This is a genomic window from Streptomyces canus 299MFChir4.1, from assembly GCF_000383615.1.
In the GTDB taxonomy this organism is placed as follows: domain Bacteria; phylum Actinomycetota; class Actinomycetes; order Streptomycetales; family Streptomycetaceae; genus Streptomyces; species Streptomyces canus_C.
Genome location: NZ_KB911586.1, coordinates 418,230 through 440,937 on the forward strand (window position 1 = coordinate 418,230; position 22,708 = coordinate 440,937).

General features: G+C 69.5%; 28 protein-coding genes. 1 reads left to right on the top strand and 27 read right to left on the bottom strand.

What is annotated here, in order from left to right:
- Nucleotides 1–62 precede the first annotated feature (62 nt).
- The 3 genes from H293_RS0115600 to H293_RS0115610 are packed head-to-tail and all read right to left on the bottom strand — an operon-like array spanning nt 63 to nt 783.
- Nucleotides 63–242 (bottom strand): hypothetical protein, encoded by a 180-nt coding sequence (locus tag H293_RS0115600; RefSeq protein ID WP_020118795.1) that lies wholly within the window; start codon nt 240–242, stop codon nt 63–65.
- The gene (locus tag H293_RS0115605; RefSeq protein ID WP_020118796.1) at nt 242–448 is read right to left on the bottom strand and encodes a hypothetical protein; all 207 of its coding nucleotides are present in this window, start codon (nt 446–448) and stop codon (nt 242–244) included. The genes H293_RS0115600 and H293_RS0115605 overlap by 1 nt, the downstream gene beginning before the upstream one ends.
- The gene (locus H293_RS0115610) at nt 445–783 is read right to left on the bottom strand and encodes a hypothetical protein (RefSeq protein WP_020118797.1); all 339 of its coding nucleotides are present in this window, start codon (nt 781–783) and stop codon (nt 445–447) included. The genes H293_RS0115605 and H293_RS0115610 overlap by 4 nt, the downstream gene beginning before the upstream one ends.
- A gap of 117 nt (nt 784–900) precedes the next feature.
- Here H293_RS0115610 and H293_RS0115615 point away from each other — a divergent pair, with 117 nt between their 5' ends.
- A complete protein-coding gene (locus tag H293_RS0115615; protein ID WP_259294476.1) occupies nt 901–1,686 on the top strand; it encodes a GntR family transcriptional regulator in 786 nt (261 codons plus the stop codon).
- Nucleotides 1,687–1,749: 63 nt separating this feature from the next.
- On the opposite strand, the gene H293_RS0115620 is transcribed toward H293_RS0115615, so the two are convergent.
- The 24 genes from H293_RS0115620 to H293_RS0115740 form a co-directional block, all read right to left on the bottom strand.
- Nucleotides 1,750–2,844: a lectin-like domain-containing protein gene (locus H293_RS0115620; RefSeq protein WP_028807882.1), complete on the bottom strand. Its 1,095-nt coding sequence runs from the start codon at nt 2,842–2,844 to the stop codon at nt 1,750–1,752.
- A gap of 10 nt (nt 2,845–2,854) precedes the next feature.
- Nucleotides 2,855–3,538, bottom strand: a complete 684-nt coding sequence (locus H293_RS61395; RefSeq protein ID WP_051138103.1) for a hypothetical protein — start codon at nt 3,536–3,538, stop codon at nt 2,855–2,857.
- Nucleotides 3,535–3,801: a hypothetical protein gene (locus tag H293_RS0115630; RefSeq protein WP_020118799.1), complete on the bottom strand. Its 267-nt coding sequence runs from the start codon at nt 3,799–3,801 to the stop codon at nt 3,535–3,537. Before H293_RS0115630 ends, H293_RS61395 begins: the two co-directional genes overlap by 4 nt.
- A 31-nt stretch (nt 3,802–3,832) precedes the next feature.
- On the bottom strand, nt 3,833–4,057 hold the full coding sequence (locus tag H293_RS0115635; RefSeq protein ID WP_020118800.1) for a hypothetical protein: 225 nt from the start codon (nt 4,055–4,057) through the stop codon (nt 3,833–3,835).
- Between the two features lie 25 nt (nt 4,058–4,082).
- Entirely contained in the window at nt 4,083–4,874 is a 792-nt protein-coding gene (locus H293_RS0115640) for a peptidoglycan-binding protein (RefSeq protein ID WP_020118801.1), read from the bottom strand.
- A 2-nt stretch (nt 4,875–4,876) separates the two neighbouring features.
- Complete coding sequence (locus tag H293_RS0115645) at nt 4,877–5,698, bottom strand: C1 family peptidase (protein ID WP_020118802.1); 822 nt, start codon at nt 5,696–5,698, stop codon at nt 4,877–4,879.
- A gap of 65 nt (nt 5,699–5,763) precedes the next feature.
- The gene (locus tag H293_RS61400; protein ID WP_020118803.1) at nt 5,764–6,015 is read right to left on the bottom strand and encodes a hypothetical protein; all 252 of its coding nucleotides are present in this window, start codon (nt 6,013–6,015) and stop codon (nt 5,764–5,766) included.
- A 10-nt stretch (nt 6,016–6,025) separates the two neighbouring features.
- Complete coding sequence (locus H293_RS0115655; protein WP_020118804.1) at nt 6,026–6,565, bottom strand: hypothetical protein; 540 nt, start codon at nt 6,563–6,565, stop codon at nt 6,026–6,028.
- 13 nt (nt 6,566–6,578) lie between these two features.
- Nucleotides 6,579–9,524 carry a hypothetical protein gene (locus H293_RS0115660; RefSeq protein WP_020118805.1) on the bottom strand — a complete coding sequence of 982 codons (2,946 nt, stop codon included), beginning with the start codon at nt 9,522–9,524 and terminating at the stop codon, nt 6,579–6,581.
- Nucleotides 9,525–9,540: 16 nt separating this feature from the next.
- Complete coding sequence (locus H293_RS52710) at nt 9,541–12,867, bottom strand: phage tail tape measure protein (protein ID WP_020118806.1); 3,327 nt, start codon at nt 12,865–12,867, stop codon at nt 9,541–9,543.
- A 39-nt stretch (nt 12,868–12,906) separates the two neighbouring features.
- On the bottom strand, nt 12,907–13,383 hold the full coding sequence (locus H293_RS0115675) for a hypothetical protein (protein ID WP_020118807.1): 477 nt from the start codon (nt 13,381–13,383) through the stop codon (nt 12,907–12,909).
- A complete protein-coding gene (locus H293_RS59175) occupies nt 13,376–13,531 on the bottom strand; it encodes a hypothetical protein (RefSeq protein WP_020118808.1) in 156 nt (51 codons plus the stop codon). The genes H293_RS0115675 and H293_RS59175 overlap by 8 nt, the downstream gene beginning before the upstream one ends.
- Before the next feature lie 41 nt (nt 13,532–13,572).
- On the bottom strand, nt 13,573–14,025 hold the full coding sequence (locus H293_RS0115685) for a hypothetical protein (RefSeq protein ID WP_020118809.1): 453 nt from the start codon (nt 14,023–14,025) through the stop codon (nt 13,573–13,575).
- Nucleotides 14,026–14,040: 15 nt separating this feature from the next.
- Complete coding sequence (locus H293_RS0115690; protein WP_020118810.1) at nt 14,041–15,003, bottom strand: phage tail tube protein; 963 nt, start codon at nt 15,001–15,003, stop codon at nt 14,041–14,043.
- Nucleotides 14,996–15,175, bottom strand: a complete 180-nt coding sequence (locus H293_RS0115695; RefSeq protein ID WP_020118811.1) for a hypothetical protein — start codon at nt 15,173–15,175, stop codon at nt 14,996–14,998. Before H293_RS0115695 ends, H293_RS0115690 begins: the two co-directional genes overlap by 8 nt.
- An 8-nt stretch (nt 15,176–15,183) precedes the next feature.
- The gene (locus tag H293_RS0115700) at nt 15,184–15,651 is read right to left on the bottom strand and encodes a hypothetical protein (RefSeq protein WP_020118812.1); all 468 of its coding nucleotides are present in this window, start codon (nt 15,649–15,651) and stop codon (nt 15,184–15,186) included.
- Nucleotides 15,648–16,532, bottom strand: a complete 885-nt coding sequence (locus tag H293_RS0115705) for a hypothetical protein (RefSeq protein WP_020118813.1) — start codon at nt 16,530–16,532, stop codon at nt 15,648–15,650. Before H293_RS0115705 ends, H293_RS0115700 begins: the two co-directional genes overlap by 4 nt.
- Before the next feature lie 20 nt (nt 16,533–16,552).
- Complete coding sequence (locus H293_RS0115710; protein ID WP_020118814.1) at nt 16,553–16,876, bottom strand: hypothetical protein; 324 nt, start codon at nt 16,874–16,876, stop codon at nt 16,553–16,555.
- A 72-nt stretch (nt 16,877–16,948) separates the two neighbouring features.
- Nucleotides 16,949–18,388, bottom strand: a complete 1,440-nt coding sequence (locus tag H293_RS0115715; protein WP_020118815.1) for a phage major capsid protein — start codon at nt 18,386–18,388, stop codon at nt 16,949–16,951.
- Nucleotides 18,389–18,530: 142 nt separating this feature from the next.
- Nucleotides 18,531–19,232 (bottom strand): HK97 family phage prohead protease, encoded by a 702-nt coding sequence (locus H293_RS49545; RefSeq protein WP_020118816.1) that lies wholly within the window; start codon nt 19,230–19,232, stop codon nt 18,531–18,533.
- A 9-nt stretch (nt 19,233–19,241) separates the two neighbouring features.
- On the bottom strand, nt 19,242–20,483 hold the full coding sequence (locus H293_RS0115725) for a phage portal protein (protein ID WP_020118817.1): 1,242 nt from the start codon (nt 20,481–20,483) through the stop codon (nt 19,242–19,244).
- Nucleotides 20,480–20,671: a hypothetical protein gene (locus H293_RS0115730; RefSeq protein ID WP_020118818.1), complete on the bottom strand. Its 192-nt coding sequence runs from the start codon at nt 20,669–20,671 to the stop codon at nt 20,480–20,482. Before H293_RS0115730 ends, H293_RS0115725 begins: the two co-directional genes overlap by 4 nt.
- A 9-nt stretch (nt 20,672–20,680) precedes the next feature.
- The gene (locus H293_RS49550) at nt 20,681–22,240 is read right to left on the bottom strand and encodes a terminase large subunit domain-containing protein (RefSeq protein ID WP_051138104.1); all 1,560 of its coding nucleotides are present in this window, start codon (nt 22,238–22,240) and stop codon (nt 20,681–20,683) included.
- Nucleotides 22,179–22,667 carry a phage terminase small subunit P27 family gene (locus H293_RS0115740; RefSeq protein WP_078612595.1) on the bottom strand — a complete coding sequence of 163 codons (489 nt, stop codon included), beginning with the start codon at nt 22,665–22,667 and terminating at the stop codon, nt 22,179–22,181. The genes H293_RS49550 and H293_RS0115740 overlap by 62 nt, the downstream gene beginning before the upstream one ends.
- Between the last annotated feature and the right edge of the window lie 41 nt (nt 22,668–22,708).

A 22,708-nucleotide genomic window follows, 5' to 3' on the forward strand; every position in this document is an offset into this window, starting at 1 on the left:
CCGGTCGGCGAGGGGGAGTTCAGCCGACCGGGGCCGCGTTGGGCCCGTCCGCCCCTACGTGCTCACGGGGTACAGGAGCGGACGGGGGTCTCTTGGCGGGGCTGCTGCTTGCAGGTGCCGCCCTTGTGGGCGAACTGGACGAGGTGCGGCCCGGTGGGGCGGTCGTGCACGATCTCGTCGTAGGGATCGCCGGGCAGGATGCCCAGCTGGCAGCGGCAGCAGATCTTGGTGCCCTCGTACATCACGACTCCTTCCGGGAAGTCTCCGGGGCGACGGCGCAGCTCGCGCACGCATAGACCTCGATGTCGAGGACGACGGCCCCCTGCTGCCCCCGCGCGATGCCCGCGCTGACGGCGCCGCTCCAGATGTCCTTGCCGCACCAGCAGCACGCCCAGCCGTCGTACTGAGCCTTGTTCAGCTCCTGGACGGGCGGCGGCTCGGGCTTCACCGCTGTATCCCCAGCTGCGCCCACAGTCCGCACTCGTCGGTGGTGATCCCGGTGAGGTGGGCGAGGCCGTTGATGAGCGTCCAGCCGGGCCCGTGGCTATAGCTGACGGGGAGCGGGTCGGCGCCCTCGGCGGTGATGCGGATGCGGTTGCCCGCGGTCGAGAGGGTCATCTCGATGACGGGGGCGCCGGCCTTGAGGACGGCGACGTACAGCTCGTGTGCGATGAGCGGGGCGTCGGGGTGCTTCACGCGGCCGGCGGTCCACAGGCGGACGTGGGCGGCCTCGATGGGCTCGCCCTTGAACGGCTTCCGCCAGGTATGACCCGACTCGGGCATAGCTGTCCCCCGGAGACAGTGGTTATCTGAGTACAGGTACTGCTTATCTGTACTCAGAATGTAGCCGGGATTGGCGCTGGTCAAGGGGCAGGGGAGAGTATGTGTACTCAGATTGACGTGATCGCTCCGATTGGGGGTGCCGTGGTGGCACAGCCTGAGTACCTGCGGATCGCCGCCGACCTGCGGCGCCGCATCTCCTCCGGCGAGTACGGGCCCGGCGACCAGATCCCGACACTCCCCGAGCTGTGCCGCGAGTACGGCGGCGTCTCCGAGACGACGATCCGCAACGCCCTCGCCCTGCTCCGCAACGAGGGCCTCATCGAGAGCCGGGCCCGCGCCGGTACCCGCGTCCGCCCGCGGCCTGCCATCCACCGGCTTGCATCCGACCGGTACCGGACGACGCCCGGGGCGAAGTCGACGCCGTACACCAGGGACCAGGGCATCGGCTGGTCCGAGTACCGGCTCGACAAGCGGTTCGAGCGGGTACAGGCCGACCCTGAGCTTGCCGCGCTGTTCGAGTGCGAGGTCGGCGAGCGGCTCCTCGCCCGGCACTTCGTGTTCTACGACAACGACCAGCCCACCCAGATGAGCGTCTCCTACGTGCGCTGGTCGGACGTGCAAGGAACCCCGGTCGCCGACCCGATCAACGAGCCGTGGCCAGGCGGCACCAAGGCCCAGCTGGCGACGCTCGGCATCCGCGTCACGGCCATCACGGAGTCGTTCACGGCGGCCATGCCGACCGAGCTCGAGGCCGCGACGCTGCGCATCGGCGCCGGCGTGCCCGTGCTGCGGTACACGCGCAAGCACATCGCCGACACCGGCCGGATCGTCGAGGTTGCCCATCCGATCGTGCGCCGCGGCGACACCACCATCGTCGACTTCCGCATCGACCTGGAGGACTGAGCCAGGGCATGACGAAACGCCCCCTGCGCGGTCGCGGGGACCACGCAGGGGGCGCTGTCGTGTTCAGAGCTGGATGCCGCCGCGGGCGACGAACGAGGTGTTGCGGACGATGTGGTTGTCGTTGCTGCCGCCGTTGCTGCCCGTCCACCCGACCAGTGCGGTGGACGTCGCGGCGACGGCGACAGCGTTGAAGATCTGCGTTCCACCCACCCACGCCGACAGCGCCCCGGACGCGTAGCGGACGCGGACGGAGACCGGGGCCGGCCGCAGGGTGAGCGCCCCGCCGTAGGTCGCCACGGTCGTCATGGCCGTGGCCGTGGTGGTGACGATGCGGGCGCGGGATCCGCCGCCGGTGTCGAGGGCCAGGGCGACGGCGGTGCAGCCGGTGAGGCCGAGGTCGCCGCCGCCGGCGCCGACGAACGTGGCGGCGGTGGCCGGGGCGGCGAGGGCGAAGGTGACGCCGTCGGCGCCGGTGCCGCCGCTCATCTCGACGTCGAAGGTGACGTCGAGACCGTCTGTGGGCTGCGCCGTGCCGTACCAGGACGAGCCTGCGCCGAATCCGTCGGCGGCGTGGGTGAGGTACAGGTCGGTGCCGGACAGGACGGCGAACCCGTTCCTCACCCAGCCGGTGGCGGTCGGTGCGGGGATGACGGAGAACGCGGGCCAGGCCCCGGCCGCCTTCGGCCCGTACAGGCGGCGGGTGCCGGTATCGAGGGCCCAATCGCCGTCGATGCCGAGCCCAGACGCCGGGGCGCCAGACGTTGCCAGAGTGACGCCGCCTCGCGGCACGGCGAGCACGGTGTAGGTACCGGCTACTGGATCGGGGACCAGGACGTCGGCGAGGGCCACGCTCGGCGTCGCCTTGGGCAGGCTGATGTACCGGGTCCAGCTGGGTGCGTTGGTGAAGTTGGCGACGACCTTGTACGTCCAGCCGGTCGGGGACATGCCGGTCGCGTCAGTGGCGACCAGCGGCACCGAGAACTGGCCGTCGGCGAGCTGGACTTTGACGCCGCCGCCGAGGACGACGTCTTGGCCGCCGATGGTGACGAGGTCGGGGCCGGTGAAGGTGAGGGTGCCCTGGATCCAGGTGCCGTCGGGCAGTGTGAGGGGCTGCGCCGAGCGGACGGTGACCAGCTCAACGCCTGCGGGCAGCGGCATGTCGTTCTCCTCACAACCTTCGGTATCTGGCGGTCATGGCGAGCATCGCTGCGCCGAGCAGGCCGCGGCCTTGGGGGCTCGGCGAACTGCCGCTGCCGGCGCTCGTCATCCGGCATGTGTAGTGGGTGGATCCGTCGCTGTCCGGCGTGCACTCGTAGGTAGCGCCTGTGCCGTCCGTGTACGTCCAGCCGGATGGCGGCGGTCCGGCCGGCCCCTGCTCACCCTGCGGCCCTTGGGGGCCGGGGACGGTGGAGTCTGCCCCTGGCTCGCCCTGGGGGCCCTGTGGCCCGGGGACGCCGGCGGCGCCCGCGGCTCCGGATGGTCCAGGCGACGGGGTGATGGTCGGTGCGGCCTTGCCCGGATCGCCCTTGTCACCCTTGGGCCCCGGCGGCCCCGGGATAGGCACGGGGACCGCCGCGCGATCGGGCAGATTCTTGACGGCCTTGGTCGGATCGGGCGCCGCCGGGGTGCCTCCCTTGGCCGTGATCTGGGCGCGTAGGAGCCGCACATCGGAGGCGAGCGTGGTGACGGCCTGGCCGCGCAGGTCGGCCTCGGCAGCGAGCTCGTTAGCGCGCGCCGCTTCGGCCTGGACGCGCACGTAGACGAGCATCACGGCGCCGGTGAGGAACAGCAGGAACGCCAGGAGGGCGATGGGCTTCCACCGTCGGGCGAGCACCCGTTCGGTGCGCGTCATGGCGTCCCTCCCAGCGACTGCACGACGAGGCGTAGCCGTGCCGACTCGGCGCGCTCGGCGGCGAGTTCCAGCTTGAGCGCGGCCACCTCGGTTTTGAGCTCCTTGCGTTCCTCTTGGAGCTCGTTCGTCAGGCTGCTGAACCCGTTCACCGCGGTGCCCTCCTGCTGGGCTCGCCCTGCGACCTTGGAGCCGTACATGGCTGCCGCCCCCGCCACTGCGGCGCTTCCGATCACGCCTATGGCTGTGACGAGGGCGGCGTCCATGCCACCTCCAGGCCGCTCGCATGGGGCAGGGTCAGGACCCCGACGGGGTGCGCGGCGTGTGGCTGGCGTTCCAGCCGGAAAGGAACGTGATCGCGGCCGGGACGATCGCGATGATGACGGGCTGCAGCCAGGACGGCAGCGGCTTCAGCAGGGAGTCGTCCGCGACAACGCCGTTGAGGACGGCGATGACGAGGGACACGACGAAGGTTGCCGACGTGGCCGCCTTCACCTTCGCCTCGACGGGCGCACTGGCCATGGGGGTTCTCCGTTCAGTGAAGGGGTCAGACGTTCGGGACGTGGAGCTTGTCCCAGCTGGTCTTGCCGGGGATGCCGTCGGCGTCGGTGCCGGCGAAGCCGAGGTGCCGCTGCCAGGCCGCATAGGACCGTTCGTCGCCCGAGCCCCACACGTCGGCGTTGGCGTCGGACTGGTAGCGGCCGCAGCCGACCGCGACGAGCCGCTTGTGCATCGCCGCGATGATCGGGCTGCGGCGGCCATTGACGAAGAACGAGCCGCCTGGGAACGGCTCGTAGGCCGGCTGCGGCACCGGAACCTCTGCAGCGGCCGTACCGCCGAGGCTCGGGTCGGCGGAGATCGTCCCCTCCGCATACGCAGGGACCCCGTAGCCATAAGGGCTGCCCGTACCCCGGCGGGGCCGCTGGTGCAGGTAGACGCCGTCGCCCTGATAGGAGCCGTTGTCGTTGCTGTTGCCCTCGATGGTCCAGATGGTGTCGGCGTCGTACTTCCACACGACGCCGGTGTGGTCCGCTCCTCCGGGGCCCATGTAGAACGGGCCACCGAGGACGGGGTATTCGGTGAACCGGTTCTGCTTCTTCCACCAGGAGACGGCGAGCGCGCACGATGCGGTCATCGGCCACAGGGCGTCGATGCCGTTGTGGTGGGCACCCCACGCCTCGAAGACGGCGCACCAAGGCTGCCCGTCGGACCACTCCAGGCCGGGGGTCTGCTCGCTGAACTTCTGGATGTTGTTCCAGATGCCGTTCTGGTCGCGGCCTTCGTGGTATCCAGCCTGGCTCTTGAGGAGGTTGACGAACTGGTCGCGGGTGCTGGTCATGGTCACAGTCCCTTCGCGGTGAGCCAGGTGTGCATCGACGCGGCGAGGGCCTGGTCGACGGCGGACGGGGTGGGAGTCGGCGTCGGGGTGGGCGCCGGGCTGGTGAGCGGGACGAACAGGGTTGCGTCGCCGTCCTCGTCGAGCAGGCGGCCGAGGTCGTCGAAGGAGAACGAGAACGTCCCCTTCACGCCCCACCCGGTGCCCCAGGAGTTGCGGGCGAGGACGTGCTGCTTGGAGGCGTCGATGCCGTACAGGAGGAACTCGTGGCCGCCGCGGATACCGCCGGAGATGGTCACCAGACCGCTCGGGTCTGGGCTGTCGAAGCCTTCGTACCAGTTGACGCCGACGATCAGCGGGCTGGCGGTGAGGGCCTTGAGTGCCGAGTCGAGGCTGAAGGCGTGCTGGTAGCCGGAGATGAGGCCGGCCTTCTGTGCGGCCTTGGCGACGGCGACGCCGGTCGAGCCGGTGTCGGTGGGCGGGTAGACGCCCTGGACGTTGTCGAGGCGGGTTGCCGCGCTGTAGAGGGCAACGGCCTGGGTCTCGTCCGTGGAGGTGTCGCCGGTGGGCCGGGCCTTCACCGTGGTCGGGATGGCGAGGTACAGCGGGTCGCTACCGCTGAACGCTTCGGCGGCATGGCCGGTGCACGATCCCAAGTTGCCCTGGTCCAGGACGGGGATCCGCACCGTGTGGACGGCGCTGGTGTACGTGGACGGCAGCAGGTCCTCGGAGAGGGCGTAGGCGCGGGAGCGCGGGTCGTGCTCGACGTGCCTGCCGAGGCGGCCTCCAATGTGGCTGGAGTACTCGTCGATGAAACGGATCTTCACTGGGCTCCTTGAGGGCGTGAAAAAGCCCCAGCCGCTTCGGCCGGGGCCCGGGAGGGTGACGCAGGTCAGGTCAGCTGCACGGGTGAGATGCCGGTCGTCGATGCGCTCTGGCTGACGTTCCAGCCGGGGTAGGCGTCGGTGAGGGTGGTGGCGATGGCACCCGCGATGGCCTGGACGATCGCGCTGGACGCGTCGGTGATGCCGCTCTGGAAGGTGACCTCGGCGACGGCGCCGTCCTGGGCGAGGGTGTCGGGGTCCGTGGCGGTCACGGTCACGCTGACGGAGCGGGGGGTGTAGCCGTTGGCGGGCAGGCTCATCGGGGGCCTCTCAGGTGATGGCGGTGGCGTTGGTGAAGTTGCTGGAGGGGCCCATGTCCTCGACGAGGATGTAGGCGACATTGTTGGTGCTGGCGGCCACGGAGACGTTGCCGGTGCCGCCAGTGACGAGCTGGTAGGTGCCGACGAGGACGGCGGAGATGTCGGCGCCGGAGTTGTTCGCGCAAATGTTCTGCAGCGTGAACATCGTGTTGCCGCTGAAGATCTGCTGACGGAAGCCGTCGATGTACGCGGTGCCCGACGTGTTGGTCTTCCGCACACGGAACTGGCCCTGGTCGGAAGCGGTGCCCGCGGCCAGGCCCTTGTAGGTGATGCGGAAGGCGTGACCGTTCTGGAAGGTGATCGACGGCGTGGTGATGGCGACGGCCTCGGTGGTGGTCGTCGTGGAAGTGTTCGCGGTGATCGCGGTGTAGCTGACGACCTGCGGCGCGTTGTTGTACAGCCAGTTGATCGGGTTGTAGACCTGGGCGAGCCACCAGGCATCGGAGGCCGGGAACCCGGCTGTGGCCGGGGTGATAGCGGGACGGGCCATGGTTCCTCCGAGGTCATCCGAAGCCGAACAGCGGGCTGGTGCCGCCAAATACGGCGGCCGCGTCGTAACAGGTGGGATAGGTGCCGCCAGGGGGCAGCGTCGCTCCGGCGGGCATCGGCGAGCAGATCAGGTCCCCGCTGGAATGGGACTTTGTGGTGTTCGCGGTGAGGGTGAGCTGCACGGTGCTGTATCCGGCCGTGACGGTCTGCACGGACTGGACGGTGACGGTCTCGGCGTTGGGGGTGCCGTAGCCGAGAACCATCTGGTAGCCGCCCGGGATGACGTACTGCGCGGCGATCGCGGCATTGCCCGAGATCGGCCCGACGGTGACGACGCTGACGCCGGCCGCGATCCCCGCGGACAGGGCCGCCCAGGCGGCGGAGATCATCCAGTAGCGGTATTGGGAGGCTGGGGAGACCTGCAGGTGCAGCTGCAGCGCCTGCCCGGTGTCGTCGCCGGACCACTCCAGCTGCTCGATGAACCCGTCGAGCTGCTTGGCCGGGGCCAGTGCCGGCCGTTTCATGACGCGGACGAGGTCGGCGAACCGCAGGCTCGCCACCTTCGCCTGCAGAGTCGGGCTGTGCGCCAGGTCGACGGTAAGGCCTTGCAGCCGGGTGTGCGGGTCCTTGTAGAGGCTGAGCAGGTAGTTCGCCATGCTCGCGCCGGTGTTCACGGACTTCGGGTTGATCGTGCGGGTCAGGGACTGCGGGAAGTAGGCGGTCTGGCTGGTGGTGTCTTCCGCTTCCTGCATGCGGTTGACGTCGGTGGCGTCCGCGGCCCCGTCGCTGGTGATCTGTACGTCGTTGTACAGGTGGGCGGGGTCCTGCTCGAACTTGATGTCGTCCTCGACGGGGATCTCGCCGCCGGGGAAGTTCTCGCCGAAGGTGGCGATCGGCGTGTTCTGGATCCACCGCCACAGGTGCCCGAACAGGGTAGGGATGCCGTACCGGTCGACGGCGAACTGGCCGTTCTCGGTGTCCGCGGACTCCTGGATGGCGTCCAGGGCGGTGCGCCCGTTCAGAGCCATCGCTCCGAGGGTGCCCTGCGTGCCGATGGCCTGGAAGTTGCCGCCGCTGCCCGGGTGGAAGCTGGCAAGAGTGAGCAGGCGGCTGATGCGGTTGTAGACGGAATCGCCGGACCAGCCGGTCGCGAATCCGGCGGTGAGGTCCGAGAGGGTGTTGACGTCGACTTCGGTGTTCCACTGCGCGAAGTAGGCGATGTCTCCGTTGAAGGGGGTCGTGTTCTCCCCCGCGCCGTTCGTCGTGAGCGTCGCGCCAATGGCGTCGATGGTGTACGTCGACGAGGCCATGCTGGATGCGGCGACGTTGGAGATGTATCCGCCGTCCAGGACCAGCCGGGCGGTGAGTCCGTCCGCGGACAGTGAAAGGGCGGCGCAGTGCCAGTTCCCGTCGCACACGAACTGCCCGGAGTCGATGAGGTAGACCGAGGCGGTGTTCCCCGCGTTCTGGATCTTCATGGCGAGGTAGCCGGTGCTGTAGATCAGGACGGAGGCGACGGACTGGTTGCCGCTGCCCGCGAGGTAGCCGGGCCCGGTTGCCGCCCACAAGGTGGCCGTGGAGAACCGGCCGCCGGTGCCGGGCTGGTTGGGGGTGCGGAAGCAGATCAGCCGTGTCCAACCGCCGTTGGGCAGCATGAGGTGATCGGTGCCGTCCCAGGGCTGCAGATAGGTCGCACCAGCGCTGTTGCCCAGCGAGGCCGCCTGGTTGCTGGCGAGGGTCGTCACCGGCCCGGGAACACCCCACAGGGTCCCCAGGTCGTTCGTCGAGGTGATCGACGTGCCGTAGGTGATGTTCGCCCCGACGACGTCCAGGGCGCCGGTCGTGAGCTGGGCGCCCGCGTAGGGCCTGAATGCGGTCCCTCCTGGCACGTCCGGGCTGGTGCCCGGGGTGGCGAGGTCGTAGGCGCACTGCAGGCTCGCCGACTGGAACGACGTGAGGTAGCTGGGCATCACGTCGGAGTAGGTCAGCTGGGACAGCGGGGCGAGCGCGTCGACACAGGTGACGTCGACGAGACCGTACTTGCCGTTCTGGCCATACGACTGCGGCCAGCGCTCGACGAAGCCCTGCCACAGCTGGTTCCAGCTGCCGGGGTAGACCCAGGCGCCGGCCGCGCCGTTCTGCAGCTGCCAGCCGGTTGCGCGGATCGTGGTGGTCGCGGTGGTGGCGGCGAGGGTGACGATGAGGGGGATCCCGAAGGCGGCCCCCGCCGGGGCGGTGCCGCCCACGGTGGTGCGCTGCCATGTCGTGGTGACGGAGACGGACGGCCCGGCGGTCTGCGCCAGCTGGTTCCCGACGAGGTCGTACCACTGGAGCTTCACCTGGCAGTTGAGGGACGTCATGCCGCCTGCGGCCAGCTGCAGGTCGACGCCGGCGGAGTAGAACGCCCCGGGCGTGACGGTGGTGCCCTCGCAGTCGTGAGCGGTCCATGCCTGGGTGGCGCCGGACAGGCCGAGCCCGACGAACTGGCCGGTCCCGTTCGGGAGCGTCCAGGCGTGCGCGGTGGTCAGCCCCGAGGTGGAGGCGGACAGGCCAGTCGCCAGGGCGAGCGTCCCTGCGGAGACGGCCATCGAGGTCGTCTGGGTGCCGTTCGCAACCCACGGGTACAGCAGGTTGGCGCTCGGGCTGATCTGGGCGATGAGCCGGGCCCTGCGGTACGGCAGCACGTAGGGGTAGAAGAACGAGGTGGTGTTGTCGGGGTCGAACGCGCCGTCGAGGTTGTCGAGGGAGAACGTCATCTGGCCGCTGGTGACGGAATCCAGCTCGTACTGCCGTCCGGCGAGGGTGGCCTTCCACTGGCCGCGCAGCCGCTTGGAGACGGTGTACCAGTGGTTCGGCGCCGTCGAGTTGCCGCCCGCATTCCATGCGATCTGGATGAGGATGCGCGGCCAGGTGCCGATCAGGGGGCCGTCGTCGACGGGGAATCCGGTTGGGACGGTCACGACGAGGGCCCCCTGTTCAACGAGTCTTGGCCGAGAGGCCGTTGGAGGTGTTGCGGCGCTCGTGCTGCAGGGTGCGGCGCTGCATCTTCTTGAAGAGCACGTCGCCGTCGAGCTGCACGACGATGGGGACGTCCACATACGCGGCGCCTGCCACCGCAGCCCCGACGAAGCCCATCCGGCCCGTGGCGAGCTTCGGGACGGTGGGCATGCCCGCGGCCGACACGGCGCCGGCCATCGCGTGCGCGGCGGCCTGGGCGGTCCTCGTTCCGGCGTTGATGCCGTTCGCCAGGCCCTGGGTGATGAAGTCACCGATCTCGTGGAACACCTGAGACGGAGAATGGATCTTCAGGGCTCTCTTGATGGCGTTGGCCATCGCCTTGGCGATGTGCTCCATCGCCTTGGCGATGTTCTTCTGCTGCGAGTGCAGGCCCCGGATCAGGCCCTTCGCCGAGTCGATGCCCGCCTTGTACATGCTGTCCGCGGTCGCCGAGCCGACCTTGCCGGCCGCCGCCTTGGCCTGCCCCTGCAGCTTGTTGATCTCGGCGATCTGCGCCGTGTTCCCGCTCGCCAGCGCGGCCGCGGTCGCCCCGCCCTGGTCGACACCCGAGTCGGCGATCTGCTTGATCAGGTCGGCAGACAGGTGCATCTTGCGCAGCTTGGTCAGGTCCGCGGCGAACTTCTTGGCCCTGGCGACCTGCGCGCGCATGTTCGCGACGACGTCCTGGCTGGTGAGCTCCACGGACCCTTCGGGCAAGGCCGTGACGACGGACACGTTCTGCATGACGCTCGACGCGACGTCGTCCCGCGTCTTCTTCCAGGCCTTTTGCAGGTCGCCGAGCTTCTTGTTCGCCGCCTTCAGCCGGGCCGAGATCCGGTCGCGCTGGTTGGCCAGCTTGACCAGCTCGGCGCCGTCCCTGCGCACCAGGGCCTGCAGGTGCCGGTGCCCGGAAGAGCCGAACTCGCGGTAGAGCATCTGCGCGATGCGGTTGGCCGCGCTCTTCACCCTCGCGGTTGAGCCGGTGAGGCCCTGGATGAGGCCTGCCCCCACGTAGGCGCCGATCTCGGCGAACTTCCTCGACGGCGACTTGATGCCGAGGAAGTTCTTGGCCGCGTCGAGGGCGCCTTTGGCGATGTTCTTGACCGAGCCGAACAGCGAACTGCCCATGCTCTCGACGCCGTGGATGATGCCCTTGACGATGTTGGTGCCGACGTCGACGAAGCTGGATACGAAGCTCTTCGCCCAGCCCAGGACCGTCTTCAGGCCGGACATGATGGCTTTGCCGATGTTGGACATCGTGGAGCTGATCGCGTGCCACGTCGCGATGAGCGGATTGATGATGGCGATCTTGATGCCCGACCAGACGGTCAGGGCGAAGCTCCGGATCACACCCCAGGCCGTCTTCAGCCAGCCGGAGATGGTGTGCCAGCCCGCCTTCAGCGCCCCCCACAGGGACATCATCGGCGTGATGACGGCGACCTGGATCCCAGCCCAGACCAGTCCGGCGACCGCCTTGATGCCGCTCCACACGGCCTTGAAGAACGACGCGATGCCATTCCAGATCGCGCGCGCGCCGGCCTCCAGGGTCTTGTGGGTGTGGTTCCACAGGCTGATCAGGATGGCGATGGGCGTGGCGAAGATGACCAGCAGCAGCGGCCACCATTTCTTGAAGAACCCGGAGATCGCGTTCCAGACCGTCATCGTGATGCGCCACAGCATCTGCCAGCCGTGCACGAGCGGGTCGACCGCCATGTGCCAGGCCGCTGTGAAGAACGAGGCGATCGCGTGCCAGGCGCCCTTCACCCAGTCGACGATGGAGCGCCAGACGCTGGCCGTGCCGTTGGCCACCGTGTGCCAGAGACCGACGACGAACCGGCCCACATCGCCCGCGATCTGCTTGACGAAGCCCCAGACGGTCTTCCAGTGCATCGCCAGCATGATGATCGCGGCGATCAGCGCCATGACCCCGAGCACGATCCAGGTGACCGGGTTGACCGCGGCCGCGGCCGCCATCCCGTACAGGGCGGCGGTCATGGCGGCGATCGCGGCGACCAGGATGACGCCGATGACGATGGCCAGGGCCTTGGCGACGTTGCGGTGCGCGGCCAGGAATGAGGTGACCTTGGCGACCACGCCCATGATCGCCTGGAAGGCGGGCAGCAGGAACTGCCCGACCTGGATGCCGAGGGCCTGCGCCGAGGCCTTGGCCTCGGCCATTTTCTGGTTGAAGTTTTTCTGGACGTCCGCCCAGCCCTCGACGCTCTTGCCGCCCTTTTTGACGTGCTCGTCGATGCCCTGGGTGTTCTTGATGAAGTCCTTCATGTGCGGGCCGGTCAGCTGCAGCGCGGCCTGCATGGACTTGGTGCCGCCGACCATCGTGGCGAGCGCGCCGACGTAGGTCTGCTGCTGCGGCGGCAGGTTGGCGAGGGCCCGCTGGAACTCGGTGGTGTTCTTCGAGGCGCCCTGCAGGTGCCGGATGAGGACGGTGCCGGCGGGGCCCATCTTCTTCTGGATGGCGTCCGTGAGCATCGTCAGCGTGGACGCGAGGCCCTTCTTGCCGAGGTTCTGCCCGACCTGGACGGCGGAGAGGCCGAGGTTCTTCATCTCGGTCGCGGCCTTGTTGGACGGGTTGCTCAACTGGCCGATGGTCTGGCGCAGGTAGGTCGCCGCGACGGCGGCCGGGGTGCCCTGGGCGGTCATCGTGGCCATGGCACCGAGGACTTCATGCAGTCCCACGTGCGCGGCCGCCGCCACGGGCAGGATCGTGCTCATTGACCCGGCGAGGGCCTCGAGGTTGGTCTTTCCCTCGGCCTCGGTCGCGATCAAGCTGTTCATCACGTCGGTGACGGAGCTCGCGCCCGTGTGGTACGCGTTCATCGCCGTGGTGGCGGCATCGGTCGTCGTGTTGAGATCGGCGGCACCGACCTTGGCGCCCATCGCCGCCGTCTTGAGGACCTTGAGGGCGTTCGCGCCGTGGTATCCGGCGGACTCCGTCATGTACAGGCCCTTGGTCAGCTCGTCCGTGGACTGGCCGACCTGTCCGGCCATGGCGAGCACGCCCTGACCGACCATGCCCATGTTCTTCGCCGACTCCCCCGCACCCGTGCGGACGCGGGTCATCTGCTGCTCGAAGTCGCCGGCCATCTTCGCCGTCTTGATGGCGACGCCTGCGGCCGCGATCCCGAGGCCGATGACAGCGGCCTTGGCCATGAGGCCGGTCTTCTTGAAGGCGCCGGCGCCCGCCTCGTCCGCGACCGCCATCTCCGCCTTGACGTCACCGATGGCGGTCTTGACGCCCTTGGAGTGGCCCAGGAACTCGATGAAGACGGGGGGCAGAGCACCCATGAGGGAGTCACCTCCCTCACGAGTCGCGCTGTGGAGTTGTCAGATGCTGGTGGCGCGCCGCCAGTGCGTCGTCCAGACGGCGGCCATCTTCGGTTCGGCCTTGCGGATGCCGGGGCGGACGTAGGGGTACTGGCCTTCGATGCGCTTCTTGTACAGGTTGCGCACGCCGCCGCCGACGCCGACGCCGCCCTGGAAGCCGCCGCCGGGCAGTGGCTTCGGTCTGCGGACGCCGCCGACGCCGCGGGTGAGCTTGCCCGTCAGCCGCCCGGGGCCGCCGCCCTTGGAGACGTGGTGCGGGGTCAGGTTCAGGCTGACGGTCGGCCCGGTCCGCGACGACTTGCCGCGGTGGTCCCACCGCGGCCGCCCCCGCATCCCGGACCTGATGGACTTCTTGGCCAGGGCCTGCGTCGCCTTCAGCGCACGGACCGTCGCGAGGTCGATCTCACGGTCCATGCGCGTCAGGGCGACGCGCACCTCCTTGGTGCCGCGCACGATGGCGGTGATGCCGTCAGGCACGGGCTGCCTCCTCCTGGACGTTGGCCTTGGCCTGCTCAACTGCCCCGTCGACGGCCAGGATCCAGTCGAGCCGTTCGGCCGGCAGGTCCAGCCACGTGTTGGGCGGGCCGACTACCCGGCACAGCTGCCAGTCCCGGTATGCGTCCATCGGCAGCTGGTGCGGCGGGTAGTCGTATTTCCCCTCTAGCGCTACACGGAGGCGGTAGAGGGCTCGGTAGGGCTGTCCGCCTCGGTTGACGGTGAGAAGTCCGGACCCTGCTCGAGGGCGCCCTCGGCGCACATCTCTTTCAGCTTGTCGTAGACCGCCCCGGGCAGGTCCTGCAGGGCGTCGAGGGTGACCTCGTCGCCGTAGGACCAGCCGGCCACCCTGCTGATGATGAGGCGGTCGTTGAGCTCGTCCATGAGGCCCAGGGCCTCGTCGCCCATGACGGAGGCCATCTCGACGGCCTGCGCCTCGTCGATGTCCTCCATCGCCTTGACGCCCTTCGTCTTGGCGTCCTCGACGACGCCCTTGAAGGCTGGGTTCTGCGCGAGCTTCATCTGGATCGTGCGCACAGGACGCCGCAGCCGCTCGGGCACGTCCGCGGCGTCGCGCAGGTCGGCCCAGCCTTCGCCGGGCATCTGGTGACGGGTGATGCTCATGAGGGTGTGATCTTTCTACTTGTAGGTGCCGGACGTGATCGCGTTCTGCAGCGTCGCCTTGATCGGGCTGTAGCCGCCGCTTGCGCCCACGTCGCTCGTGTTGCCGATCGCCGTGAAGGACACGGGGAGCTCGATGTATTCCTTGCCGTAGGACGGCGTGCCCTCGGTGTAGGCGACCTGCGAGCAGTGCAGCGTCAGGCCGTTCGCGGCAGCGCCAGCGCCCTGGCTGTACAGGCAGTCGAAGGACTGCGCGGTACCGGCCTGGAAGATGGTGCGCTGGCTGGCGTCCTCCATGACGAGGGTCAGCTTGCCCTCGACGGACACGTCACCGGTCCAGATCCGGTACGGGTTCTGCGTGCCGGCGGAGCCGCGGATCACGGTCACGTTCCGCTTGATCGTCAGTTCGCCGTCCTGGACGAATGTGTTGGTACCCGCGATCTTGTTGGTGATCGCCCAGTTCGCGACGGGCGGCACCGCCGTGTAGGACGGCGTCGGCGTGGTGGTTGTGGCGTAGGGCCAGGTCATCGCCTTCGCGGACCACTCGAACAGGCCGTCGGCGTTCCATTTGAAGCCGAGTTCGGAGAACTGGGCGCCCGGGTACTGCCAGGTGTTGAGCGGATCGGCGATCGTCCATGTCTGCGGGGTGGGCTGGGTGTCGCCGGTGCACAGCGTGGAGAACACGTGCGAGAACGGGGCGGAGGCGCCGGTGGTGACCAGGTCGGGCAGCACCGAGGCGAGCAGCCAGCCGATGGTGTCGGCGAACACGTCGCCGCCCAGGTCGAGTTCGGCGCCCTTCTGGCCCGGGTACAGGCCGAAGACGTCGACGGGGGCGCCACGCTGCCCGGTGTCCTCGATGAGATTGACGTCGTCCTTCGGCGTGAGCGTCTTGTAGGGGACCCAGGCGGTAGCCGCGACCGGGGTGCCCGGGGTGACCTCCTTGGCCACACCCAGCCTGGAGAGATGGGACGGCTTAGGCATCGCTGCCCTCCTTCTTCTGCGGGGCCGCGGAGGCCTTCTTCGCCTGGGGCTTCGCGGCGTCCCAGCAGCCGTCGCCCGGATCGTCGGGCAGGTCGTAGGTCTCGCCGGGCTGCGGGGCCAGGCCGAGCGTGGGGTAATACCGGCCCTCATCGCCGGTGTACGTGAGCTGCACGGTTTCCCTCACAGGGTCTTGAGACAGTCGATGCCGATCTCGACGACGGCTTGGCGGCCCTTGTGGTCTTCCGACCAGCCGCTGGTGTGCTGCACGGTGCCGGGCTTGCCACGGTCGACCGCACCGCCCAGGGACGGGTCGGAGCGGACGACGGCCACGACCAGGTCGGCGAGCTGGCGGGCGCGGGCGAACACGGTGACGGGGTCGTCGCCGCCGCGGTAGACGTCGACGGTCACGGTGATCGTGTAGTCCTCGCGCAGCCAGTGCGATCCGCCGGAGCCGACGACACTTTCGGGGCTGTACTGCTGGTGGACGTCGCCGACGCTGATGATGTCGTCGGGCTGGTAGGTGCCCGGCTCGTCGAGGCAGACGAGGACGCCCTGGGCGCCGGCGAGTTGCGCCTGCAGGCCCTCGAAGATCCAGGTGCGTGCTGCGGGGATGCTGGAGGCGGGGATGTCCCCGATCGGCGTGGTCATGCGATCCCCGGGGGCCGCTTGAAGGGCTGCCACAGCTCCAGCACGCGCTGCGGCAGGGCGAACCCGGTCGGCACGCCCATCGATTCGCCGTCCAGCGCGGCCCCCCCGAACCTCGGCCGGCCACCTTGCTGGGTGAGCTGGAACAGATGCCGGATCAACTCCAGCGCGCCCAGCCGCACGGTCCACGGGATGGTGCCGCCCGTGCCCGCGGTGTAGACGACCTTGACGTTCTTGATGCCTCGCGGGAACGACACGGCGCCCCCGGTCGCCCTGCGCACGATCTGGCCCTTGTCGAGGTCGACGGTGTAGCCGTAGGCGTCCGTGGAGGTGCCCAGCGGCTGCTCGGTGAGCACCCACGTGGACGCCGACACATACTCAGTGACGGACTGGACCGAGGCGACCGGCTGCCAATCCAGGGTGATCGTGGGCGAGCCCCCGTTGTGCCACTCGGTGTGCTGCTCGGGCAGCATCGGCCCGACGACGTCCCGGGCGAGGTCCCCGGCGGCGAGGATGAAGCCCTGCAGCTCGGCGTCCTGGCTGGTGTCCGTGGTCGGCAGGTTCAGGTGCGCCTTGACCGAGGCGAGGTCGACGACCTGCTCGATGCCCAGCGGCCGCACCTGGAACTGGCCTTCCGACGCGTAGCCCACGCCGGTACCGGTCGCCGTCCACCGGTACTTCCACGTCCCGGCGACGGCGACCGAGGACACGGCGGCGACGTACTGGCCGCCGCCGGCCGAGGTGACGGCCGGGGTGGTGACCGTGCCGGTGGGGTCGGTGACCGTCAGGGCGACGGTCAGGGTGCCGGTGGCGGGGGCGCCGGTGTCGTCGAGCACCAGCTCGGACAGGCGCACGTCCTGGCCGGTGTAGTAGAGCAGCGGCATGGCGCCCCCCTTCCGTTCAGTCAGCGGGTCTCAGGAGGCTTCGCGGCCGAGGCGGTCCGCTTGCCGCCGCGCTTCGGCGACTCGCTGCCCTGGTCGGCTTCGAGGACTTCGCGGATGGTGCGGGCCTGCTCGCGTGCCGTGCCTGCCGCGCCGTCCTGGCCGTCGGCGAGCAGCTGCTCGGCGCGCTTTTCCAGCTCGCCCGCTTCGGCGTCGAGCTCGCCGCGCACGCGGTCGATCTGCTCCTGGACCTGTCCGGCCGTTTCTCGCCGCGACTCGCGCGGACCGTTCTTGCAGATGGCCAGCTCCGCACGGAGTCCGGCCAGTTCAGCGACGCGATCGTGCATCGCGCACTCTCCTCACTGGGGAAGGCCCCGGGCCGCCGCACCCTCAGTCGGCGGCCCGGGGAGCTGGCGGGATCAGAAGCCGGTCGGAGCGATGACGCCGGTACCGGAGATGACCGAGATGGCCTCCGGGCGCCGGTCGGCCATGAACGCGGCGTAGTTGTAGACCTGCAGGCGCACCTGCAGCGTCCCGGAAAGTACCTCCTGCAGGACGCGGGTCCGCATCGACCCCTCCCACAGGTACATGTCGCTCGTGCGGGCCACGATGATGCGGTCCTCGTTGGTGCCCGCGCCGAGGTTCGTCGGGATGTTGCCGTCGGCGAGCAGCGGGGTGCTCAGCACCCGCCCGACCGGGCCCTCGACGTCGCCGCCGGTCTGCAGGGCCAGCGGGTTGAAGGGGTTGTTGGTCTCCGGGAGGATGAACGGCCGGTTCTGCGAGTCGAGCTGAGACGCCATCCAGTACCAGCGCGACGGCGTGAGGAACGCGGCCGTCGCCATCATCTTGCGGTTCTTCGCCACCAGGGACAGGGCCTGCATGAACGGCAGGTAGGTCTCCGGGAGCGTCGGCGTGGCGTCGGTGTAGGTGACCGCGTTGATGCCGGAGACGTTGAGGACGCCCTTGAGCTGGCCCGCCGAGCCGGAGCCGTTGAGGCACTGCAGGTCGAGGCGCTGGTTGTAGTCGGCGATCAGGTCGGCGAAGACGATCTCGTCGAAGGCGGCGGGCGACTGGTCGAGCAGCTGGATCGCGATGTCCTGCTGGCCCGCGATCGTGCGCACGGGGGCGGTCACGAACGTGTCGGTCAGGTCCTGCGAGGTGACGGCCGCGGCGTCCGCGGTCTGCACGCCCGTCGCCGTACCGGTCGCGATCTTCGGCACGTTGATGCTGTCGGTGCCGGTCGGCAGCGTCAGGTTGCGTACCGAGTTGGCGAAGGTCCGGCCGAAGCGCGGCAGGTCGATGTACTCGTCGATCAGCCACAGCGGCGGGACGAAGTTGCCGCCCTGCCCGTCCGTGCGGTTGGGGTTGACGCGCTTCTCGAAGACGCTGCCCCGGTCGATGCCGCGCAGCTCCTGCTCGGCGCGTGCAGCCCGTCGCGCGTCGCGCTTGGGCATCTCGGCGTCGACCTCGCGGCCGTGCCGGGCGAGCCGCTCCCGGGCGGCCTGCACGCCGCCGTCGCCGTCGCCGCGGCCCATGTCGCTGCGGATCAGGTCGAGGAAGTAGGAGTGCCGGTCGCCGCGCTGGTAGGTCGCGGGCTCGGACTGGACGCCCTCGCCGGGCTGCGACAGGTTGTAGCGCTTGGCCGTCTCAGCGGCCTTCTCGTCGGCGCGGGCCTGCTCGTCGAGTTCGGCGATACGTGCGTCGATGGCACGGATCTCCGTCTCGATGGCCTCGAACTTGCCGCGCTCCTCTTCGTTGAGGTCGCGGGCTTCCTTGGTGGGCGTCTCCAGCAGCGCTTCGAGCTGAGTCTTCTGCTCGGCACGCCGCTTCTGGAGAGCCTGGATGAACGCCTTGGACATCGCTGCCCTCTCTGCTTGGTCGGGGTGGTGCGGGCGTGCCTGCGAAGCTCGGGTGGTGGCTCGGGTGACCGCCCAGGTGGTGCCCCGTGGTGGGGTCCGGCGTGGGCGGCCGGCGCGGCTCCGGCGCGGGCGGCAGGCGGTGTTACAGGGCCAGCGCGCGGGCGCGCGCTGCGTACAGGCCGAGCGCGGCGGACGCCGGGGGCTCGGTGGTCTTGGAGAACTCGGCGGCGAGCCGGTCGAACACCTCGCGCCGCTCATTCGGGTCCAGCCGCTGCAGCTGTGACTGCACGTCACGCGCATTCAGCTGGGCGCCAGCCGTGTTGGGGTTGGCTCCGTAGTTGACGATCGACACATCGCCTTTATGTAGGGAGACCTCGAGGATGTCGCGCTGGTCGAAGTCGGGCGACCACTGCTGACGGATGATCCAGAAACCGAAGCTCATCTCGTCGACGTCGCCGCGGTCCATTGCCGAGCGCAGGGCCTGCACGTGCGGGCTGGCCGGGTCCAGGTCGGCCTCGGTGTGCAGGCCGGTGTCGTCCTCGGCCAGCCGCATCGTCCCGGACTTCGTGCGGGCCAGGGTCAGTCCCTCGTGGTTGACGAGGAATGGCACATCCGCGTTCTCAGCGAGCGTCTTGGTGAAGGCGCCCTGGCGCACGACCTCCGTGAAGGGGCCGAGCCAGTCCTCCATCTCGTAGCCGACCTCGGTGATGCAGGCGTACCCGGTGAAGGTCAGCGCGTCGCCGCCGGTGCCGCTCTGCTTGGCGCGCAGTTCGACGTCCCGGAAAGGAACGGCGCGGTGCTGCAGGGTCGCGGGCCGGTCGGCCCGCACGGACAGGTCAGGCATCACGGCCTCCTACTTCGTGGGTGCCGGAGGATCGTCCGGCGGTGGCTGCTCGGGCGGGGACGGGGGTGCCGTGTCGCCTGAGTGCGCGCTGTTGAGGGGCGCGGCGATGTCGTCGCCGCCCTCGATCGGCGGCAGCTTCTCCTTGGCCCGGATCTCGTTCTGCGTCATGCCGCCGATGGTTCGAGCCGTGGCGTACCAGGACCAGCGGCCGGCGGTGTCGGTGCGTTCCAGCTCACTGGTGTCGAACACGGCGGCCTGGCCGCGCGGCAGCATGGCCGTCCAGGCGTCCTCGAACGTCCCCAGCCAGTCATCCAGGGTCCACACGCGGAAACCGAGAGCCTGCTGCTCGATGCCCGTACCCCAGCTGGTGGTGCGATCGACCTGGCCGAGCATGTGCGGCGGGACGCCATACAGCATCGCCATGTCGAGGTTCTGCGCCGCGCGGGTGCCGAGGAACTGGGCGTCCTCGGGCGTGACAGAGATGTTCGTCCAGGCCGCACCGCCGGACAGGACGCCGATCGCGTGCGCGTTGGGCAGGCCCGAGTGCGAGGCCTCGAAACCCTCCTTCATCTCCCGCGCGCGCTTCTTATCGAGGTCGCCGGGCACGGTGATGACACCCGTCATGTGGGCGCCCTTGCCGAAGTACTGGGCGCCGTACTGCTCGGCAGCCAGCCCGAGGCCGATGGACTGCCGGGCGTAGCTGACCGGGGACATGCCGGTCGGCGAGCCGGGCATGCACATCCCGGTCAGGTGCAGCATCGAGTTCGGGTTGTCGACCTTGATGCGGTTGACCTCGTAGTCGCGGCTACCGTCATCGTTCATCGTGACCTTGACCTGGTCAGGGTGAAGGACAGCGATCCGAGAGGGCCGGTACAGGTAGTCCCAGGCGGTGACCATGCCGTAGCCGTTGCCGCGCAGCAGCAGGGAGATGGCCAGCTGCTTCAGGCCGGCGCGGCGGGTCGGGAATTGAGTACTGCTGGCGCCGCCGAAGGGGTCGACCACGATGGTGGGGGCCGTCGGGGTCGGTACTTGGACGCCGCCACGGGTGACCATCGCGTTCAGGGGCAGTCGGGAGATCGCCGCGGACAGGATGCGCACGCACGCCTGCAGGGCGATCAGCTGCATGGCTGTCTGGTCGTTGACGGCGACGCCGGACGCCGTCGGCGTCATCAGGGAGCCGTTCGTGGGGATGCTGCTGTCCCCGAACTGCGCGACGGTGCGGCGCTCGGCAACGCGGCGGGAAAGGCTCACTGGTCCACCGCCCATCCGATGTAGAGCAGGACCAGGCCGAGCGCGGCCAGGCCGATGATGGGCTGCCACCACCAGGCGGCCCCGACGAGGCAGCCCAGGCCGGCCACATCCATCACATCCGTCAGCAGGCGGCGCGGCCGGGCGGGCTTGGGGATGCGCAGGGCCCGGATCCGTGTCCAGACGCGCACGGGCACCTCCTACAGGTCGGCCCAGCTGAAGAACTGCGGCGTCGGCTCGGGTTCGGGTTCCTGGCAGGCCCGTTCGTGGGCCATGACCGCGGCCACGGCGAGGTCGATCTTTCGGGGGCTGTTCTTCGCGTCCTTCGACAGGCGCGAGCCGCGCGAGTCGGTCTTGACCACGCAGTTCGACAGGTGCCGGGCAAGCCGTGGGTCACCGGAATGCGTGAGCGAGCGGTTCATGACGGCCTCGTAGAAGCGCGTCGTCGCCGGGATCATGCGGGCCGGAGACTGCGGGAACTCGACGACCGGCAGGCCCTCGTCTTCCAGCACCTGGTACGTGCGGCCCCACCGGTACGGGTCGCACACGATCTCCCGCACGTTCCAGCGGCGGCAGGCGGCCCGGATGGCGGCCTCCACCTCCAGGATCGGCACGTTCCAGTCGTGGCCGGCGTCCGACGGCTTCTCCCAGGCCTCGACGACGTCCACGTGCGGCACCTCGCCGCAGGAGACGACGACCAGCGCCGTGCTGTCACCGTTGAACGAGCCGTCGAAGCCGAGACAGACCTCGTCGCCATCCTCGATGCCGTCGCCGCCGAGGCAGGCGTCCCAGGCGCCGGCGGGCAGCCACGTCACGGCTGTGTTCACCCACTGGTTCAGCCGTTTCGTGCGGAACTCCGCCTCCGGGGTCCGCTTCACCGCGGCCTCGAAGTCCTCCGGGTCGATCAGATCACCGAAGGCGGGGTTCGCCATCGCCCACGTCGCGGCCAGCCGGTGATCCGCCTCGTCAGGGGCGCCCCACCAAGCCATGAAGAACGAGGGGTCAACCTCCTCGCCCGCGGCGATCTTCTGCCCGTACTGGAAGAGCCGGAAGCAGATGGAGTCCCTGCCACTGGAGTCCGTCTTCACGCCGGCCGTCGTAATGCCGATCAGCATCGGGTCGACGCGGGCGCCGGCCGCCAACGCCATCACGTTGAACAGCTCGTCGTTGGGCTGCACGTGCAGCTCGTCGAAGAGCACCCGCGTTGGCGAGAGGCCCTCCTTGGTGAAGGCCTCCGCCGACAGGCAGCGGTAGACGCTGCCCGTGCTCGGCACCTCGAGCGCGTCCTTGTAGACCTTGATGGCCTCGGACAGGTCCGGGCTGTTCTCCACCATGCGCCGGGCGTCGCCGAAGACGATGCGGGCCTGCTCCTTGTCGCCGGCGCAGGAGTACACCTCGGCGCCGGTGCCCTCGAACAGGCCATCCAGGGCGATCCCCGCGCCGAGGCCGCTCTTGCCGTTCTTCCGCGGCTCGCCGACCAGGGCCACACGATGGCGACGGCGTCCATCCCGGCGGCGGGCGAACAGGTGGCCCAACAGCTTGTGTTGCCACGGCCTGAGCAGCAGCGGCGAGCCGGACGGGCCCGCGAACGTGTCCTTCGTGACGACGCAGAGCGTCTCAATGAAGTCGGCGACGTCCGGGCCGTCGCCGCGCTTCACGTCCGCGGCGGGGACCGCGGTCAGGAACCGCGGCGGCCAGCTACCCGCCGCCCTGGAGGCGCGCTGTCCTCCGCTGGACGAGCTCTTCGAGCTTGGAGGCACGCTTCACCTCCGCGTACCCGAGCCGGGCCCGGTCGGTCGGCGTGAAACCGCACAGGGACTCCCACTTGGTCATCTGGGACTCCAGCGCGCGGATCTCGGAGAGCAGCGGGTGCGCCCGCATCTGGCCCATGGAGCCGGTCACCATGTAGCCGTCCTGGGCGACCTGGTCCCGCATCGCTTCACGCTCGTCGTGCGCCTCGCACAGCCGCGTCAGCACGTCCAGATCGGTCGCCGGGGACAGCCATGCCTGCCCGGCCGTCCAGAGCCGTTCCCAGGTGCGTTGGCCGGTCTCGCCGAGGGTGTCGGGCGGTGGCGGAGTGTCGGCGACGGCGGCGAGGTGCACGACGGGCTCGGGGAGGTTCCTCTTGCCCGGGTTGCCAGTTCGGCGCTTACGTTCTGTGGGCGTTGGCGGTCGACCTGCGGTCATGATCAGCACCCCCGAAAAGGAACTAGATCAAAAACCGGCCC